At 71.2% G+C, this 15,765-nt stretch carries 18 protein-coding genes and 2 pseudogenes; 9 read left to right on the top strand and 11 right to left on the bottom strand.

Annotated elements, in window-relative coordinates:
* Positions 1-73: 73 nt before the first annotated feature.
* Positions 74-2,407 (bottom strand): serine/threonine-protein kinase, encoded by a 2,334-nt coding sequence (locus AB0L75_RS08660; RefSeq protein WP_365177240.1) that lies wholly within the window; start codon positions 2,405-2,407, stop codon positions 74-76.
* 179 nt (positions 2,408-2,586) lie between these two features.
* Positions 2,587-3,261: a VOC family protein gene (locus tag AB0L75_RS08655; RefSeq protein WP_365178047.1), complete on the bottom strand. Its 675-nt coding sequence runs from the start codon at positions 3,259-3,261 to the stop codon at positions 2,587-2,589.
* A gap of 233 nt (positions 3,262-3,494) precedes the next feature.
* Here AB0L75_RS08655 and AB0L75_RS08650 point away from each other — a divergent pair, with 233 nt between their 5' ends.
* Entirely contained in the window at positions 3,495-4,142 is a 648-nt protein-coding gene (locus AB0L75_RS08650) for a TetR family transcriptional regulator (RefSeq protein ID WP_365177237.1), read from the top strand.
* Between the two features lie 105 nt (positions 4,143-4,247).
* On the opposite strand, the gene AB0L75_RS08645 is transcribed toward AB0L75_RS08650, so the two are convergent.
* Positions 4,248-4,700 carry an Lrp/AsnC family transcriptional regulator gene (locus tag AB0L75_RS08645; protein ID WP_365177234.1) on the bottom strand — a complete coding sequence of 151 codons (453 nt, stop codon included), beginning with the start codon at positions 4,698-4,700 and terminating at the stop codon, positions 4,248-4,250.
* Positions 4,701-4,782: 82 nt separating this feature from the next.
* Between AB0L75_RS08645 and AB0L75_RS08640 the strand changes: the two genes are divergently transcribed.
* Complete coding sequence (locus AB0L75_RS08640; protein ID WP_365177231.1) at positions 4,783-5,403, top strand: LysE family translocator; 621 nt, start codon at positions 4,783-4,785, stop codon at positions 5,401-5,403.
* 131 nt (positions 5,404-5,534) lie between these two features.
* Complete coding sequence (locus AB0L75_RS08635; RefSeq protein WP_365177228.1) at positions 5,535-5,834, top strand: hypothetical protein; 300 nt, start codon at positions 5,535-5,537, stop codon at positions 5,832-5,834.
* A gap of 72 nt (positions 5,835-5,906) precedes the next feature.
* On the opposite strand, the gene AB0L75_RS08630 is transcribed toward AB0L75_RS08635, so the two are convergent.
* The 6 genes from AB0L75_RS08630 to AB0L75_RS08605 are packed head-to-tail and all read right to left on the bottom strand — an operon-like array spanning position 5,907 to position 8,851.
* Positions 5,907-6,449, bottom strand: a complete 543-nt coding sequence (locus AB0L75_RS08630) for an NUDIX domain-containing protein (protein WP_365177225.1) — start codon at positions 6,447-6,449, stop codon at positions 5,907-5,909.
* 5 nt (positions 6,450-6,454) lie between these two features.
* A complete protein-coding gene (locus tag AB0L75_RS08625) occupies positions 6,455-7,576 on the bottom strand; it encodes an NAD(P)-binding domain-containing protein (RefSeq protein ID WP_365177222.1) in 1,122 nt (373 codons plus the stop codon).
* 12 nt (positions 7,577-7,588) lie between these two features.
* Positions 7,589-7,867, bottom strand: coding sequence for a hypothetical protein (locus AB0L75_RS08620; RefSeq protein WP_365177219.1), 279 nt, complete (start codon positions 7,865-7,867; stop codon positions 7,589-7,591).
* Positions 7,864-8,019 carry a hypothetical protein gene (locus AB0L75_RS08615; protein ID WP_365177217.1) on the bottom strand — a complete coding sequence of 52 codons (156 nt, stop codon included), beginning with the start codon at positions 8,017-8,019 and terminating at the stop codon, positions 7,864-7,866. The genes AB0L75_RS08620 and AB0L75_RS08615 overlap by 4 nt, the downstream gene beginning before the upstream one ends.
* Positions 8,016-8,417 carry an ATP-binding protein gene (locus AB0L75_RS08610; RefSeq protein WP_365177215.1) on the bottom strand — a complete coding sequence of 134 codons (402 nt, stop codon included), beginning with the start codon at positions 8,415-8,417 and terminating at the stop codon, positions 8,016-8,018. The genes AB0L75_RS08615 and AB0L75_RS08610 overlap by 4 nt, the downstream gene beginning before the upstream one ends.
* An 8-nt stretch (positions 8,418-8,425) precedes the next feature.
* Positions 8,426-8,851 (bottom strand): recombinase family protein, encoded by a 426-nt coding sequence (locus AB0L75_RS08605; protein WP_365177212.1) that lies wholly within the window; start codon positions 8,849-8,851, stop codon positions 8,426-8,428.
* A gap of 154 nt (positions 8,852-9,005) precedes the next feature.
* Between AB0L75_RS08605 and AB0L75_RS08600 the strand changes: the two genes are divergently transcribed.
* From AB0L75_RS08600 to AB0L75_RS08580, 5 genes and pseudogenes are all read left to right on the top strand, one after another.
* Positions 9,006-10,106, top strand: coding sequence for a helix-turn-helix domain-containing protein (locus AB0L75_RS08600; RefSeq protein WP_365177210.1), 1,101 nt, complete (start codon positions 9,006-9,008; stop codon positions 10,104-10,106).
* Between the two features lie 15 nt (positions 10,107-10,121).
* Positions 10,122-10,790 carry a YdcF family protein gene (locus tag AB0L75_RS08595; RefSeq protein WP_365177207.1) on the top strand — a complete coding sequence of 223 codons (669 nt, stop codon included), beginning with the start codon at positions 10,122-10,124 and terminating at the stop codon, positions 10,788-10,790.
* Positions 10,732-11,379 (top strand): annotated as a pseudogene (locus AB0L75_RS08590) (WbqC family protein); the annotation flags it as partial. The gene AB0L75_RS08595 and the pseudogene AB0L75_RS08590, both read left to right, overlap by 59 nt.
* 118 nt (positions 11,380-11,497) lie before the next feature.
* Positions 11,498-11,674: pseudogene (locus tag AB0L75_RS08585) on the top strand (XRE family transcriptional regulator); the annotation flags it as partial.
* A 153-nt stretch (positions 11,675-11,827) separates the two neighbouring features.
* Positions 11,828-12,706, top strand: a complete 879-nt coding sequence (locus AB0L75_RS08580) for a hypothetical protein (protein WP_365177205.1) — start codon at positions 11,828-11,830, stop codon at positions 12,704-12,706.
* Positions 12,707-12,753: 47 nt separating this feature from the next.
* Here AB0L75_RS08580 and AB0L75_RS08575 read toward each other — a convergent pair whose 3' ends face one another.
* Entirely contained in the window at positions 12,754-13,236 is a 483-nt protein-coding gene (locus AB0L75_RS08575; protein WP_365177202.1) for a nitroreductase family deazaflavin-dependent oxidoreductase, read from the bottom strand.
* Entirely contained in the window at positions 13,236-14,459 is a 1,224-nt protein-coding gene (locus AB0L75_RS08570; protein WP_365177199.1) for an acyl-CoA dehydrogenase family protein, read from the bottom strand. The genes AB0L75_RS08575 and AB0L75_RS08570 overlap by 1 nt, the downstream gene beginning before the upstream one ends.
* A gap of 74 nt (positions 14,460-14,533) precedes the next feature.
* On the opposite strand from AB0L75_RS08570, the gene AB0L75_RS08565 reads away from it, so the two are divergent.
* Positions 14,534-15,706, top strand: a complete 1,173-nt coding sequence (locus AB0L75_RS08565) for an acetyl-CoA acetyltransferase (protein WP_365177196.1) — start codon at positions 14,534-14,536, stop codon at positions 15,704-15,706.
* Positions 15,707-15,765: the final 59 nt, after the last annotated feature.

Here is a 15,765-nt window from a genome sequence, read left to right as displayed (position 1 = left end):
TAGCGTCAGCCCTGGGACGGCCGCCGTCTGGAGCCCTTCCGTGACACACCGGTACGACGGCCGTCGCACCACCTCATGCGGTGCGTGCGGTCCCCGTCCCCTTCTCCGCGTCCAGCGCGTACACGCACCGGTCCTTGCTGCACGCGTACACCACTCCGTCCCTGACCACCGGGGAGCCGGTGATCTCGCCGCCCGTGGCCAGCTTCCACCTGAGCCGGCCGTCGTCGGCCTTCAGGGTGTACAGCAGATGGTCGGTGGAGCCGAAGTGGATACGGCCCTCCGCCACGGCCGGCGCGCCCACGACGTCGCCGCCCGCCTGGAAGCGCCACTTGGGGGTGCCGGTGACCGCGTCCAGGGTGTACAGGCCCTTGCCGCTGCCGACATGGACGTGTCCGGCCGCCACCAGCACCGGTTCGATGGAGGAGCGGGCCTCCGTCGCGATGCGCCAGCGGTCACGGCCGTCGGTGGCGTCCAGGGCGTACACGGTGCCCAGGTAGTCCGCCAGGTAGACACCGCCGCCCGTCACCGCCGGGCCCGGGGCGAAGGCCGGCGGGCAGAGGAAGACCGCCGGCGCCTCGAAGTGCCAGCGGACCATCCCGCTCGCCGCCTCGATGGCGAGGACCCGGGTGCCGGCGGAGACGTAGACATAGCCGTCGGGGGCCGGGGCGAGCCGGACGGGCACCCCGCCGCAGGAGGCCGCGTCGCCGACCGGGTACGACCAGCGCTCCTCGCCGGTGCGGGCCTCCAGGGCGCGCAGCCGGGCGTCCTGCCAGACGTAGACCGTGCCGTCGTGGACGAGGGGCCCGGCCTCGGGCGACTCGAAGTCGGTCTGGCAGCCGGCGATCTCCCACAGCTTCTGCCCGTTCGACGCCTCCCAGGCCTGGACGCCGCCGCCGCGGGTGCCGGTGACGACCGTGCCGTGGTCGGCCTTCAGGCAGTACACCCAGGCGTCCGTGGACAGCCGCCACAGGTCGCTGCCCTCGCGGGCGTCCAGGGCGAACAGGGTCGGGCCGTCGGAGGCGTGGATACGGCCGTCCGCCACCGCCATCGACCAGGCGACGTCCCTGGTCTTGAAGCGGCGCCGGCCGGTGGCCACGTCCAGGGCGTGCACCTCGAAGGAGGTGACGTAGACCAGGTCGCCGTCGACGGCCGGGGTGCCCCAGACCTCGTTGGACATACGGAACCGCCAGGGCCGCCAGCCGCTCGCCGGCTCCGGGGGCGCGGGCGGGGCGGAGGGTACGGCGGGGTCGGCGCCGTTGACGCCGGGGCGGGGGCGGGACCAGCTGGCGACCAGGCCGGCCTCCGGCGGGGGTGCCTTGACGGCGGCGGCGCGGGCGTCGGCGACGCGCGGGCCGGGACCGATGGGCACCTGGGCACCGGCCAGTCGGACCGGGCCGGTGTCGGGGGCGCCGACCGGGACGGGCGGGTCGTACGGCGGCGGCGGGGGCATGGCCGAGCGGCCGCCGCTCCTCGGGCCGCCGGTCGTGACCGGGGCGGGCTTGGCCGCGGGGCGGCCGCCGCGGCGGGACTCGATGAGGGCGACGGCCTTCTCGGGCAGCCAGGCGGAGGCGGTGCCGCTGTCGTCGGAGCCGGACCCGAAGAGATGCGGCGCCAGCTGGGCCTGCAGGTCGGCCGGGGAGGGGCGGCCCGCGGCCTCCATCTGCATGCAGACCTCGATGAGCGGACGCAGCTCGTCGGGCAGGCCGGTGAGGTCCGGGCCCTCGCGCAGCAGCATGAAGACCGTCTCGACCGGGTTGGCGCCGTGGAAGGGCGGATGGCCGGTCGCCGCGAAGACCAGCATCGAGCCGAGCGAGAAGACATCGCTGGCGCCGGTGACGCTGCGGGAGTCCTTGGCCTGCTCGGGGGACATGTAGGCGGGGGTGCCGACGGCGACGTTCGTCATGGTCAGGCGGGTGTTGGAGACACCGGAGGCGATACCGAAGTCGATCACCCGCGGGCCGTCCTCGACCACGAGGACGTTGGACGGCTTCAGGTCGCGATGGACCAGCCCCGCGCCGTGGATGGACTGCAGGGCTTCCGCCACTCCCGCGGCGAGCCAGCGCACGGCCTGGGCCGGCAGCGGCCCGCAGTCGTTCACTATCTCCTCCAGGGAGGGCGCGGGGACGTACGCGGTCGCGAGCCACGGCACGGCGGCGCGCGGGTCGGCGTCGACGACGGCCGCCGTGTAGAAGCCGGAGACCGCGCGGGCCGCCTCCACCTCACGGGTGAAGCGGACGCGGAAGAGCTGGTCCTCGGCCAGCTCGGTGCGCACCGTCTTGATCGCCACGCGCCGGCCGGACGCCGAGCGCGCGAGATAGACCAGCCCCATGCCGCCGGCGCCCAGCCGGCCCAGCACCTCGAACGGCCCGATCCGCCGCGGATCGTGCTGTGTCAGCTGATCCACCACTTGCCTGCCACCTCCCCGTACGAGCCGCGCCATCTCATATATGTACGCGACCGAAGTGCAGCGTCTCACCACCGCACCGCCGTGGCGGCACGCACCCCGATTCTTCCTGGCCGGGCGCCCGGTTGCGAACCCAGTGACATTAAGGGTGTCTCACGCCAAAGCAGACCAAAATGGACGGTTCAGCGCTGCAACAGTGCGAAAGACGCCCCCTGATTGTCGGTGACGACGCTCACTCGTCCGTACGACGTGTCGAAGGGTGGCGCCTGCACCCGGCCGCCGAGCCGCTGTACGCCCCCCAGAGCGCCGTCCAGGTCGGCGACCCGGAAATGGGTGAGGAAGTGCGGGGGCATCTCGGCCGGGAAGACCTCGGTGACGTGCGCCCGGCCGAAGTCGGGCTCGGCACCCGCCCCGAACAGGGCGTCATGAAAGAGGGAGCCGTAGAAGGTGTTGGCGGCGGCCGTGTCCCGGGTGTACAGCTCGGCCCAGACGAAGGTGCCGGGCTCGTGCCGCCGCCCGAAGCCCCGGTGGGAGCCCGCCTGCCACAGCCCGAACACCGCGCCGCCCGGGTCGGCGGCGAGGGCGGCGACCCCGAGGTCGCCCACCGGGAACGGGGCCATGACCAGCTGGCCGCCGGTCGCGGTGATCCGCCGGCCGAGGGCCTCGGCATCCGGCGTGGCGAAGGAGACGGTCCAGACGGTGGGCATACGGCCGTCCAGCTTGGGGGCCAGTGAGGCGACCGGCGCCCCGCCCAGCCGGGCCCACACCGAGGCACCGTACGCGTCCTCGAAGGTCCACCCGAAGAGCGCACCGTAGAACCGCTTGCCCGCCTCGACGTCGGCGAGCTGGGCGTCCACCCAGCAGGGCACGCCCTCCCCATACACCTCTTCCGCCTCTTCCACCACTTCTGCCTCTACCACCTCTTCCTCTTCCCCCTCTTCATTCCCGGATGCCCTGTTTTCGGCCATGTCGTCAAAGTAACCGGGCCGCGCGCACCCCGCAGACCAGGCACACCACCCTCAGAGCACTCATGCACCCCATTTGCACTCGGCCGAATCGCGCTCCGATCACCCCTCGGTAAGCTGACGGCATGACAGGACAAGTGCGTACCGTCGACGGCCGCGTGGCCGGCCGGCGTGGGCAGGCGACCCGGCAGAAGCTGCTCGACTGCCTCAGCGAGATGCTCAGCTCCTCCCCCTACCGGGACGTCAAGGTCATCGATGTCGCCCGGAAGGCGGGTACTTCGCCCGCGACCTTCTACCAGTACTTCCCGGACGTCGAGGGCGCCGTCCTGGAGATCGCCGAGCAAATGGCGACCGAGGGCGCCGGATTGACCGAACTGCTCGAAGGGCGGTCCTGGGCCGGGAAGTCCGGGTGGCAGACCGCACAGGAACTCGTGGACGGTTTCCTGGAGTTCTGGCGCAAGAACGACGCGATCCTCAGGGTCGTCGACCTCGGCGCGGCCGAGGGGGACAAACGGTTCTACAAGATCCGGATGAAGATCCTGAACTCGGTGAACAACTCCCTCGCGGAGTCCATCGCCCAGTTGCAGGCCAAGGGCAGGGTCGACCAGGACGTGAACCCGGCGGCGGTGGCCGGCTCGCTGGTCGCCATGCTCGCGGCCGTGGCCGCACACCAGAAGGGCTTCTCGTCCTGGGGTGTGAAACAGGCCGAACTGAAGCCGAACCTGGCGCTGTTGGTCCACCTGGGCGTGACCGGAAAGAAGCCGAGCAAGTAACACACGCCTCTTCACCCGGCGTTCCGGTTATCCCAAGTCCTGTCTGGCAGGCGGTGGTTCACCCGCGGTGAGCGGACGAACCGCCGCCTGCACTGCTGTGCACGGTCACGCGGGCAGCGGACGATCGCGTACGACATGCTTCATCACCAGCGTCGAGGTCAGCCGCTGCACTCCGGGCAGGGTCGCGAGCCGCTCGTCGTACAGCCGCTGGAAGGCGGCGAGGTCGGCGGTGGCGATGCGGAGCAGATAGTCGGGCTCGCCGAACAGCCGCTGGGCGTCGAGGACGTGCTCCAGCTCGCCGACCGCCCGCTCGAACTCGGCGACCGTGTCCCGGTCCTCCTGCCGCATGGACACGAAGACCAGCGCCTCGAAGTTCAGCCCGAGGGCGGCCGCGTCCACGACCGCCCGGTACCCCTGGATGGCCCCGGACCGCTCCAGCTCCCGCAGCCGCCGGTGGCACGGCGAGACACTCAGCCGAACCCGCGCGGCCAGCTCGGTCACGGTCAGCCGCCCGTCCTGCTGCAGCTCAGCAAGGATTTTCCGGTCCATCTCATCCATGAGACAGATTCTTGCTCAAAACCCCAGACAGCGAGCAAATTCCGGGAACACTTTCGGGCCATTCACGCCTAATGTCCCCTGTATGGACTCGGGACTGCTCTTCTCCTTCCTCGCCGTGGACCTGCTGCTGGTGTGCGTACCGGGCGCCGACTGGGCGTTCGTCATCGCGAGCGCCCTGCGCGACCGCTCGGTGCCGCGCGCGGTGGCCGGCCTGGTCTCGGGCTACGCCCTGCACACGGCCCTGGCGACGGCGGGCCTCGCGGTCCTGGTGGCGGGCTCACCGAAGCTGCTGACCGCGCTGACGGTGGCCGGCGCCGGCTATCTCCTCTGGCTCGGCTGGAGCGTCCTGCGTCGCCCGGCGGTACCGGGGGCGGACGACACCCCGGCGCCCGGAGACGGGCGCCTCTTCCTCCGCGGCGCCACGATCAGCGGCCTGAACCCCAAGGGCCTGCTCCTCTACCTCTCCGTCCTCCCCCAGTTCCTCACCCTGCGCGGCACCCACCTGCCCGTCCCCGCCCAGACGGCGGTGCTGGGCCTGCTCCACATGGCGTGCTGCGCGGCGGTGTACCTCACCGTCGGCGCGTTGTCGCGTGCGCTGCTTTCCGCGAGGCCCGCCGCGGCTCGCGCGGTGACCCGGACGTCGGGGGCGGCGATGCTGGGGATCGGCGCGTTCTTGCTGGTGGAACGGCTGGCCACGCTGTAGCCGGGCGGGCAATCCTTTCCTGGCCCGCGCACGTATCTCTGGGTGAGCCAGGACAGGTGTCACCGGGTGAGCCAGTCACTGGGCGAGCCAGAACAGGTGTCGCCTGCCGAGCCAGGAAAGGAGAGCCCATCATGACGCTCCTGAAGAGGATGCTCCCGAAGCGTGCCGCGCTCGCCGTCGCCTCCGCCGCGCTGGTGGCCGGCACCGCGGGCCTCGCCGCCGCCCCCGCCTTCGCAGGCGGCGGCCAGCCGAACCAGTCCTGCGAGGACCAGCCCTCCCGCCCCGGACAGGCGGAGACCGCGCCCGGCTCCGCCTTCAACCCCGACGGCGTCGCGGGCAGCCACTACGCGGGCCAACAGCCCCAGAACTCCGGCAACGCCCACTCGGTCTCGCAGTACGACGTGGCCTGCGCCCGGGTTTCGTCACGCTGACCGGGGGCCCACCCTGGGCACTCCGGATAAGCCGAGAGCCGACCGCGCAGGGGCGGTCGGCTCTGTCGGTTGTCAGCGCAGGGCGGCAGCGATGCGGTGTCGGAGTTGAGGGTCGGTGATCTCGCCGATGTCACGCCAGGCGGCATCGGAGACCTCGTCGGTCTGCAGTTCGCCGATGCCGGCGGTCGTGCGGAACAGGAACCGGAAATCGAAGTGCTGGTGGGCGGGTTCGTCCTTGGCAGGGTTGGCATCGATGGGATGGACGTCGATGTGCAGCAAGATCTCGCCGTGCGAAGTGATCACGTATGGCGGGATGCCGGTTTCCTCGGTGAGCTCGCGGCCAGCGGCCTGCAGTAGGGAGTTGTCGGAGGGCTCCAGATGGCCGCCGGGCAGGAGCCATTTGCCGGTGGCGTTGTGGTGGATGTGCAGGACGCGACTGTCGGGGCCGACGAGGATCACGCCGGCGGTGACGTGGCCGGGCAGGGTCTTGCGGCTGGTGAGGTCGTGGCCGTCGCCGAGGAGGCTTCGGATGACTTCGAGTTCGGGCCTGTCGTCGGGGTACTGGTCGAGGTAGCCGGTCAGGGTGGTGCGGATGTGGTCTGCCGTGATGGCCATGGTGATCACCTGTTGAAGTAGGAGAGCCACGTCGCCGCGATGGCTTCGCGGTCGGGCGCGGGGACCTCGTGGATGCCGGGGGCGAGGTCCGCTCGGGTGAGCATCCTGATCGCGGCGAGGATCTCGGCCTGGACCAGGAAGATGAACGGCCCAACGCTTGCGCCGTGGATGAAGTTGACGGCGTTGCCGCCGTTCGCCAGATAGAAGTAGTGGCCGGTCGTCTGGTAGCGGGTGACGTGGTCGCCGACCTGTGTGCGGGTGTAGACGTCGGGGAGACCGGCGAGGTCGAGTTCGTCCTCGCCGGAGGTGACGGTGGCGACGTAGGCGCCGTTGCGCAGGTGGGAGAAGTCCTCGCCGCGCAGGGACACCGCGCCGGTGGCGCAGAGCACCAGGCCGGCCCCGGTGAGGGCGGCTTCGCGGTCGCGGGCGACGGCGAAGCCCTGGGAGAGGGCCTGGGTGCGGCGGACGGGGTCGATGTCGAAGGCGGTGACCTGCACTCCCTTGGCGTGCAGGAGGCGGGCGATCGAGCTGCCGAGCTTGCCGAATCCGATCACCAGGGCGGGGCGGCCGTGGAGGATGTCGCCGCGGTCGCGCATGACGGCTTCGGTGGAGAAGACCACGGACTGGCCGACGAGGAAGTCCTCGGGGTCCTTCAGCGGGGACCGCGCGACGGAGATGACGGGGCAGGGCAGTTTGTCGAGGTCCTCGTAGCGGCGGTGCCCGTTCTCGGTGTCCTCGATCACCCCGGCGAGGCGGCCGGTGAAGCGGCTGTGGACGGTGGTGAGAGTGGGGGCGAAGTAGCCGCCAACGTCCAGCAGGGTGACGGTTTGGTCGGCGGCCCGGGCTTCGAGGTAGTCCAGCGCGGTGGTCTCGTCGTTGAACAGGTCGCGGGTGAGGGTGTCGACCGTGTGGGACTGCTCGACCTCGCGCCGGGCGGCCGATTGGATGGACTTCGGCTTGGGCAGCACCGCTGTGAGCCGGGTCATCGCGGCGACGGCGCGGACGAACGCGGGGCGTTCGGCCAGCAGGTGCGTGACCAGAAACGAGGCAGTCTGCTCGTCCGGGGCGAACTGGGCGGCGATCCGGGCGAAGTAGGCGTCCAGCCGGGCTCGTTCGAAGTTTTCCATGGCAGTTCCCTCTCATCCGTCCATCCGGGGGCCGTGCAAGAAGTTCCAGGGGTTCAGCGGGTGCGGGCGCGTCCGAACGACGAGCAGGAGGACGGCCTCCGTGTTGTGGGCGAGCAGTGCCGTCCAGGCCGGGCGGGTGGGCGGTTGAATCTGGCGGGAGGCGCCGGGGAAGTGCAGCAGTACCTGGCTGCCGATGATCTGCAGGCACTGGCCGACGTCCGGGACGACGTCCGTGGCCCGGCCCAGTCCTCCGAAGCTGTCGGCGAGGCACCGCATGCGGGCCTCGATCACCTCGGTCGGCTGATGGCCGGTGAAGGTGGGCTGTGGGTGATCACGATGTGGACGACTTCGCCGTCGTCCGGTCCGGTGCCGGGCCAGGTCCAGGCGGCGAGTGAGACCAGCAGCCGCAGCTCGGGGCCGGTCGGGGTGAGGACCACGCTCACGCTGTCGTCCCTCCCGCGGCTTTGAAGCAGGACCAGACGATCTTCCCGATCGGGGTGCGGTCCTTGACTCCCCAGCCGTCGGCGAGCGCAGCCACCAGGACCAGACCGCGTCCGGACAGATCGGTGTCGGCGGCCTGCCGGGCCTCGGGGTGCCGGTGTCGGCTGTCGTGTACTTCCAGGCGTACGACTTCCTCGTCGGCATCGAGTCTGACCAGGAAACCGTGGTCGGCGACCGTGCCGTGGACCAGGGCGTTCGTCGCCAGTTCGGAGACGCACAGACGGATGTCCTCCACACGGTCATGAAGGCCCCACCCAGCCAGGGTCATGGTCGTGAAATCCCGTGCCTGTCCAATGGATTCGGGCCGGGCCTCAAAGAACTGTTGGTTCGTTTCGGTCATCGTGGCCTTCATGACTCGGGGTCCAGGACGCGGGTAGTTCCGGGACAGCAGCGGACCGGCCCGCTCCGGGAGACCGACGAGGGTGTGGGGCGGGCCGGGCGGACCAGCAGCAGACGTGAGCCGGCCGCCTCGATGCGCCGGCCGCGCTCGGCGGCTATGGCCTTAGGGCCCAGGTGAGACGCGGCCAGGACGACCACGCCATAGACGTCCGGCATGGCCAGCACGTCCAGCAGGCCGGTGAAGGCCGCCGAGGCGGGCCCGGCACTCACCTCGCGGTCTGAAAAGACACCGGACAGCTGCAGTTCGTGACTGCGGCAGTACTCGGTGAGCGAGTCGGTCAGCGCCTCCTGGCGGGCCTTGGAGACCCGCGCCAGCCGCAGAAAGCCGTAGACAACCGGGCCGCTGACCAGGCGATGCTCCGTGAGAGGTTCCATGCTGGGGACCGTCCAAGAGGTGGAAAAGTGGTGACGCCCCTAAGCGTGGCCGCTGCCGAACTCCTGGCCAATCACCAGCCGTTCTACTTCCGTTCCACTTTCGTCCCGCCGCCTGCACGCGTCTGCTTCGATGACTGGTGGAAGGGGGCGACGCGTGGCGACCGTGCACCACTGGACCGGCCTGGAGGCCAGGGCCCTGCGGCTCGCTCTGCGACTGAGCGTGCGGGCCTTCGCCGAGCACCTCGGCGTGGCCGTCGCGACCGTCTCCAAGTGGGAGAGCAAGCTCGCCGACACCGAGCCCAGACCCGACACCCAGGCCATCCTCGACACCGCACTCGGCCGCGCGGACGCCTCCGTCCACCTGCGCTTCGAGACACTCCTGTCGGAGATGGCCAGCGCCGTCACGAGCGCCGGACGACGCGTCACCGCCTCCGGGCCCCGGGCCTGGGAGTACGAATCCTGGGCCGACGACCTGGACCGGGTCGTGGTCGCTCTGTCCCGTCAGAACTTCGCCTTCGCCGACAACCTGCTGGGCCGCTGGCTCGGCCGGTTCAGGCCGCTGGAGCTGGACGACAAGGGCCTGTATCTGTTCGCCCGGTCCACCACCCTGCTCGGCGGCCTCAAGCGCGACCAGGGCGCCGTACTCGGCCCGCTCTCGGCCCAGCACTCCTACGCCGGGGCCCGCCAGGTCTTCACCCAGCTCGACATCCCCCGCCGCGTCGCCCAGCTCGACCTGTCCCTGGCCGTGGTCGCGGAGATGTCCGACAAGCTGGAGATCGCCGCCCGCCAGTACGAAACCCTCGCCGTCGACGACCGGCTCTCCCGCCGCGACCGCGCCAGGGCCCGGCTGTGGGTGGGAACCGCGCTGAGCAAGGACGGCAACCACGACTACGCCGCCCGTGTCATGCTGGCCGCGACCCGCGACTTCGAGGACCTGGGCGAAGTGGACGACTGGTCAGTCGCCCACCAGAAACTCGCCCTCGCTCATCGCGGGGCCGGCCAACTGGACCACGCCCTGCACTTCATCGACATCGCCCGCAGCACGGCGGCAACCGACTCGCCGATGCAACGCGTGCGGTTGGACACCGCTCACAGTCACATCCTGCTGTCCGACCCGGCCACCCGGGATGATGGGCTGCGCGTGCTCGACGACGCCGCGAAGCTGGCCGCCAAGGCCGGCCTGAGCCACCAGCTCCGCAGCATCGAGAGCATCCGGACAATGACCGAGGGGCCGGCTGGCTCCCGACGACGGTGACCAGGGAGATGCAGCGTGACGGACAACCAGCGGGCCCTCACCGAGGACCAGCGCCAGCAGGCCAAGCTGATCTGGGACTACCACCAGATGCACCACCAGGCCCGCCCGGCCGATGCCGCGATCGGCCTGGGCAGCCACGACCTCGGTGTGCCCGCGTTCTGCGCTCACCTGTATCGCGCCGGACTCTTCCCGACCCTGGTCTTCACCGGCGGCCCCAACCCCACCGCCCCCGAACGGTTCCCCCGTGGCGAGGCCGTCCACTTCCGCGAGCACGCCCTCGAACTCGGCGTCCCCGACCAGGCGATCCTGGTGGAGCCCACGGCTCGCAACACCGGCCAGAACATCACCTTCTCCCGCGAGGTGCTGGCCGACGCCGGCATCACGGTGAACACCGTGCTGCTGATCTCCATGCCGTATATGGAGCGACGCTCCTTCGCCACCGCCCGCAAACTGTGGCCCGAGGTTGACGTGACCTGTGCCTCGGAGCCACTGGAGTTCGACGACTATCTCAAGAACATCGGCGACGAGAAGCTCGTCACCGACCAGCTCATCGGCGACCTCCAGCGGGTGATCGAGTATCCCAAGCTGGGGTTCGCCATCGAGCAGGACGTCCCGGAGGACGTACATGCAGCGTACGAATCCCTCATCCGCGACGGCTTCACCAGCCGCCTCATCGCCTCCTGACCTGCCCGAGCCGGGCGGCCTGTGCGCGATCCACCAGCCGAACTTCCTGCCCCGGCTCACGACGCTGGCCAAGCTGTTCGCGGCGGACTACTGGATCGTCCTGGACGACGTGCAGTTCACCCGCCGCGACTACCAGCACCGGGCCCGCCTGACGGCCCTGGACGGCCCGGACCGGCGCCTGTGGCTGTCCATCCCCACCCACCTGCCCCGGGGGCGGCAAACGACCATCCGTGAGGCCCTGATCGCCGATGTGGACCTCGCCCGGCGACGGACCGCGGGAATGCTGCGGCAGCACTACAAATCCAGTCCCCACTGGCCCCACCTCGCCCGGGCCCTTCAGCCGGTGCTGGCCGCGTTCGACACCGGCCGGACCGCCGCTGTCGCCGAGGCCTCCACCCGCGTCCTGCTGGACCTCCTCGGTTGGCGGGGACAGATCCTCACCAGCAGCGGGTTGGCCGCCCGGCCCGGCCGCTCTGTTCGGCTCGCCGACCTTGCCGCCGCGACAGGCGCCCGCTCGTATCTCTGCGGGACCGGCGGCATGAACTATCTCGATGATGCCCCGTTCGCGGCCCAGGGCATCACGGTGACGCCGTTCCAGCCGCCGACTGCCAGTGTCTGGTCCTCCGGCCGAAGGGACAGCGCCGTCACCAGCCTCATGACGCTCGGCCCCGCCGCCCTGGCTGACGAGTTGAAGACCGTCGCCGCACGACGTCGGCCGCCTACAGAAGCGCTTCGCCGAGATCATCGCCAGCGACCACCGCCACGGCGGGCAACTCGGCTTCGAGCAGCGGGCCGCCGCACTCGTCGGCGAGGCACTGAACCTCCAGAACGCCGGGAGCCCGCACATGGCCGAGGCACAAGCCCTCGCCGAAACGTCCGGCGACCATGGCGCGCTGTGGGTGAGAACGTCACCGTCGTCGGTGCGGGGCGTGAAGCGTTGCAGTGGCCGCACTGGGCGACTTGGCCGACGCCGTGGCCACCGGACAGGACGACGGACGGGACGTGATCAGAGGGCATTCATGGGAGGAGTTGAAGGCGTGGTCAGCGACGCTGCTGTGATGCCGCCGCAGATCCGGGCTCTTCGAGATCGGCTCGGGGAAGAGGTGACGTCCTGGCTCAAGATCAGCGACCGGCGAGGCTCCTGCGCCTGGCGAGTGGAGACGGCACAGCGGACGGTCGCCCTGAAGACACTGAGCAGCGTGCCCGATCCCGAGCGGAACAAGGCTCTCGAAATCGCTGCGGAAATCCGCACGATGTCTCGCCTCGTCCAGGACGGCGCGATCGACCCTTCCTATCCCGTCGCCTCCGGATACGCCGGATGCTCCCCCTGGTCGGCGGTGGCGTGGCTTTCGGGACGACCGGTGTGGGAGGCGTTCGCCGACGCCCGGGAGAAGGACACACCCCAGGTTCGGGACCACGTACGGAAGATCACCACGACGTGGGCTTCGGGCCTCGCCCGGATGCACGCGCACGGCTGGGCACAAGGCGATGTCCAGCCCACCAACACCATCATCGGGGCGGAAAGGGCGCACCTTATCGACTATGCCCTCAGTCATCCCGTGGGAGAGGCCCATACCGGTCTTCCCTACCGGGGCGCGATCACCCACACCATGGCCCCCGAAATCGCTGCGGCCCTGCGGAGCACCGACGAGCGTGTACACGTCCCTCCCACCCCGCAGGCGGACGTATGGGCACTCGGGGCATCGCTGTTCTGGTGCTGGACGGGCCAGCGGCCCGGAGCGTACCCGCAGGACATGCCCCGCGAGGGAAAACTGAGCGTCCTGGCCGGTGCTCGTCTGCGCCCCCTGCACCGCGTACGCCCATGGCCGTGGCCGGAGTTCGAGGAGCTGCTGATCTCCTGCCTCGACGTCGACCCGCCGAGGCGTCCCACAGCCGGGGAGATCGCCGCATGGTGACTGCATGAAGACGCCCGGCGGCCAGCACGGCTACCCGTCCAACAGGCCTAACCCCCCGCGCGCGTCAGCCGAAAGACCCTGATCTCCCGGTCCACCCGCGCCTGGTACGTGGCGTACGGCGGCCAGAACACCAGAAGTGCCGTCCATGCCTCCGCCCTCTCCTCCCCCTCCAGCAACCGGGCCGTGACCGGGATGTCCCGCCCACGGCGGCTGATCGAGGCGTCCGGATGGGTGAGCAGGTTGTGGGTCCACGCCGGATGCCCGGTCCGGCCGAAGTTGGAGCCGACGAGCAGCCAGCTCCTGCCGTCGTCCTCCGGCATGCATGCGAGCGGGGTCCGGCGGGGCAGGCCGCTGCGGGCGCCGGTGGTGGTGAGGATGACCCCGGGCAGCATCTGGGCGCTGAGGAGAACGCGGCCGCCGGTGAGCCGGTGCACGGTCCGGTCGAGCGCCGGGACGACGTGCGGGGCGACCTTCGCGAAGGCGCGGGTGGAGGACACCCGCTGCACCAGGCGGACACCGAGGCCGGCCATCAGAGGGCCGCCCCGCCGCCCGCGAAGAGACCGGCGACCTCGGCGGCCCGGTCCCGCAAGCGGTGTACCGGCCCGAACAGCAACTCGTCCCCGGCCGCCCGCTTGAAGTACAGCTGCACGTCGTGCTCCCAGGTGAACCCGATCCCGCCGTGCAGCTGGACACCTTCCGCGGCGGCACACCGCAGCGCCTCCAGCGCCTGGGCAAGGGCCAGTCCGCCCGCCTTCTCCCCCTGCGCCGTCGCCCAGGCGGCGTAATACGCAGCCGACCGCGCCGCCTGCACCGTCACATAGGCATCGGCCAGCCGGTGCTTCACCGCCTGGAAGGAGCCGACCGGACGCCCGAACTGCTCGCGCCGGCCGACGTATTCCACGGTCCGCTCCAGCACCCGGTCGGCCGCCCCGACGGCCTCGCAGGCGAGTACGGCGGCGACCCGGTCCCCGAGTGCGGCGAGGGCGGACAGTACCGCCGTGTCCCTCGTGTCCGTGTCCGTGTCAACATCCGCGTCCGCATCCTTTTCGCCCAGCAACTCGGCGTGTACGTCGCGGAGTTGGACGCGACCCTGTGGACGGGTGGTGTCGAGCGCGGTCTGCCGGGTCCGTACGACGCCGGGCGCGTCCCCCGCCACCAGGAACAGCCGGGTCCGGGACCGGGCGAAGCCCCCGGTGTGCGCGGCGACGAGCAGCAGCCCCGCGCTGTGTCCGTCCAGCACCTGGTCGACCTGCCCGTACAGCAGCCAGTCGCCGTCGGCGCGCCGGGCCTGGACCCCGCCGGCCCGGCCGCCGCCCGCCGCAAACCCGGAATTGCCACAGGTCAGGGCCAGGGCCGTGGCGAGGGCCGGGCCGGGGACGGCGAGCGCTGCGGTCAGGGTGCCGGTGGCCAGCCGGGGCAGCAGTTCGGCGCGCTGCGCCTGCGTTCCGAGGGCGAGGATCAGCGGGGCGGTGAGGACGGAGGTGGCAAGCAGCGGGGAGGGGGCGAGGGCCCGGCCGGTCTCCTCGCAGGCCAGGGCCAGTTCGGTGAGCGAGCAGCCGACACCGCCGTACCGCTCGGGCAGGGCCAGCCCCGGCAGGCCGAGCTGGTCGGCGAGGGCGGACCACAGGAGGGGGTCGTGTCCGGCGGGGCTGTCGACGGCGGTCCGCAGCTCCGGCGGGCCGCACCGCTTGTGCAGCAGCTCGCGCAGGGTGCGGCGGATCTCGTCCTGCTCGGCGGTGAGGCGCGTGTCCATGGCCTTCCCTCCATATCTGACGGTGCGTCATATTAGGAGGGCCGCAGCGATATGCCCAGGGGGAGGAGCCCTTCATGAGTCGTGGAAGCCGGAAAGTCGCCGTGGTCGGCGTGGCCCTCTCCGACTGCGGACGCGTGGATGACGCCACCGCCTACACGCTGCACGCGCAGGCCGCCCGCCGCGCCCTCGCGGACGCCGGTCTGGAGCGCGGCCTCGTCGACGGCTTCGCCTCGGCGGGCCTCGGCACGCTGGCCCCGGTGGAGGTGGCCGAGTATCTGGGCCTGCGCCCCACCTGGGTGGACTCCACCTCGGTGGGCGGCTCCACCTGGGAGGTGATGGCGGCGCACGCGGCCGACGCGATCGCGGCGGGGCACGCGGACGCCGTTCTGCTCGTCTACGGCTCGACGGCACGCGCGGACATCAAGGCGGGCAGGCGGACCGGCGACCTGTCCTTCGGCGCCCGCGGGCCCCTGCAGTTCGAGGTCCCCTACGGCCACACGCTGATCGCCAAGTACGCGATGGCCGCCCGCCGCCACATGATCGAACACGGTACGACCATCGAGCAGCTCGCTCAGGTGGCCGTCCAGGCCAGGGCCAACGCGGCACTGAACCCAGAGGCGATGTTCCGCGACCCGATCACGGTCGACGACGTTCTCGCCGGCCCGATGATCGCCGACCCCTTCACCAAGCTGCACTGCTGTCTGCGCTCGGACGGCGGCGCGGCGGTCCTGCTGGCGGCCGAGGAGTACGCGCGGGACTGCCGTACGGCCCCCGTGTGGATCCTCGGCACCGGCGAGCATGTCTCGCACGCGGCGATGTCCGAGTGGGCGGACTTCACGGTGTCCCCGGCGGCGGTCAGCGGGCGGCTGGCGTTCGAGCGGGCCGGGGTGGGACCGGACGAGATCGACTTCGCCCAGCTCTACGACGCCTTCACCTACATGACCCTGGTGACCCTGGAGGACCTTGGCTTCTGCGGGAAGGGCGAGGGCGGGGCGTTCGTGGAGAAGGGCCGGCTGCTGGTGCGGGGCGGGGAGCTGCCGGTGAACACGGACGGCGGCGGGCTGTCGGCCCAGCATCCGGGGATGCGGGGGCTGTTCCTGCTGGTCGAGGCGGTGCGGCAGCTGCGCGGGGAGGCCGGGGAGCGACAGGTGCGGCGGCGCGGCGGCCGGCTGCCGCAGCTCGGCGTGGTGTCCGGGACGGGGGGCTGGTTCTGTTCCTCCGGGACGGTGGTGCTCGGCCGGAACTGATCGGCTCCGGGGCCGCCGCGGGAAGACGGCTCGTGCGGGCCGGTGTTGTGGCCGGCCAC

The sequence above is a fragment of the Streptomyces sp. NPDC052101 genome, assembly GCF_040680235.1.
In the GTDB taxonomy this organism is placed as follows: domain Bacteria; phylum Actinomycetota; class Actinomycetes; order Streptomycetales; family Streptomycetaceae; genus Streptomyces.
The sequence above is the reverse complement of the archived record's forward strand: the minus strand, read 5'-3'. Positions and strand labels throughout refer to the sequence as shown.

Bases quoted from the DNA above. Each gene is read 5' to 3' on its own strand.
- AB0L75_RS08650 (WP_365177237.1), top strand. From the start codon at position 3,495: ATGACAGGACAAGTGCGTACCGTCGACGGCCGCGTGGCCGGCCGGCGT.
- AB0L75_RS08645 (WP_365177234.1), bottom strand. From the start codon at position 4,700: ATGGATGAGATGGACCGGAAAATCCTTGCTGAGCTGCAGCAGGACGGG.
- AB0L75_RS08640 (WP_365177231.1), top strand. From the start codon at position 4,783: ATGGACTCGGGACTGCTCTTCTCCTTCCTCGCCGTGGACCTGCTGCTG.
- AB0L75_RS08635 (WP_365177228.1), top strand. From the start codon at position 5,535: ATGACGCTCCTGAAGAGGATGCTCCCGAAGCGTGCCGCGCTCGCCGTC.
- AB0L75_RS08630 (WP_365177225.1), bottom strand. From the start codon at position 6,449: ATGGCCATCACGGCAGACCACATCCGCACCACCCTGACCGGCTACCTC.
- AB0L75_RS08625 (WP_365177222.1), bottom strand. From the start codon at position 7,576: ATGGAAAACTTCGAACGAGCCCGGCTGGACGCCTACTTCGCCCGGATC.
- AB0L75_RS08610 (WP_365177215.1), bottom strand. From the start codon at position 8,417: ATGACCGAAACGAACCAACAGTTCTTTGAGGCCCGGCCCGAATCCATT.
- AB0L75_RS08605 (WP_365177212.1), bottom strand. From the start codon at position 8,851: ATGGAACCTCTCACGGAGCATCGCCTGGTCAGCGGCCCGGTTGTCTAC.
- AB0L75_RS08575 (WP_365177202.1), bottom strand. From the start codon at position 13,236: ATGGCCGGCCTCGGTGTCCGCCTGGTGCAGCGGGTGTCCTCCACCCGC.
- AB0L75_RS08570 (WP_365177199.1), bottom strand. From the start codon at position 14,459: ATGGACACGCGCCTCACCGCCGAGCAGGACGAGATCCGCCGCACCCTG.
- AB0L75_RS08565 (WP_365177196.1), top strand. From the start codon at position 14,534: ATGAGTCGTGGAAGCCGGAAAGTCGCCGTGGTCGGCGTGGCCCTCTCC.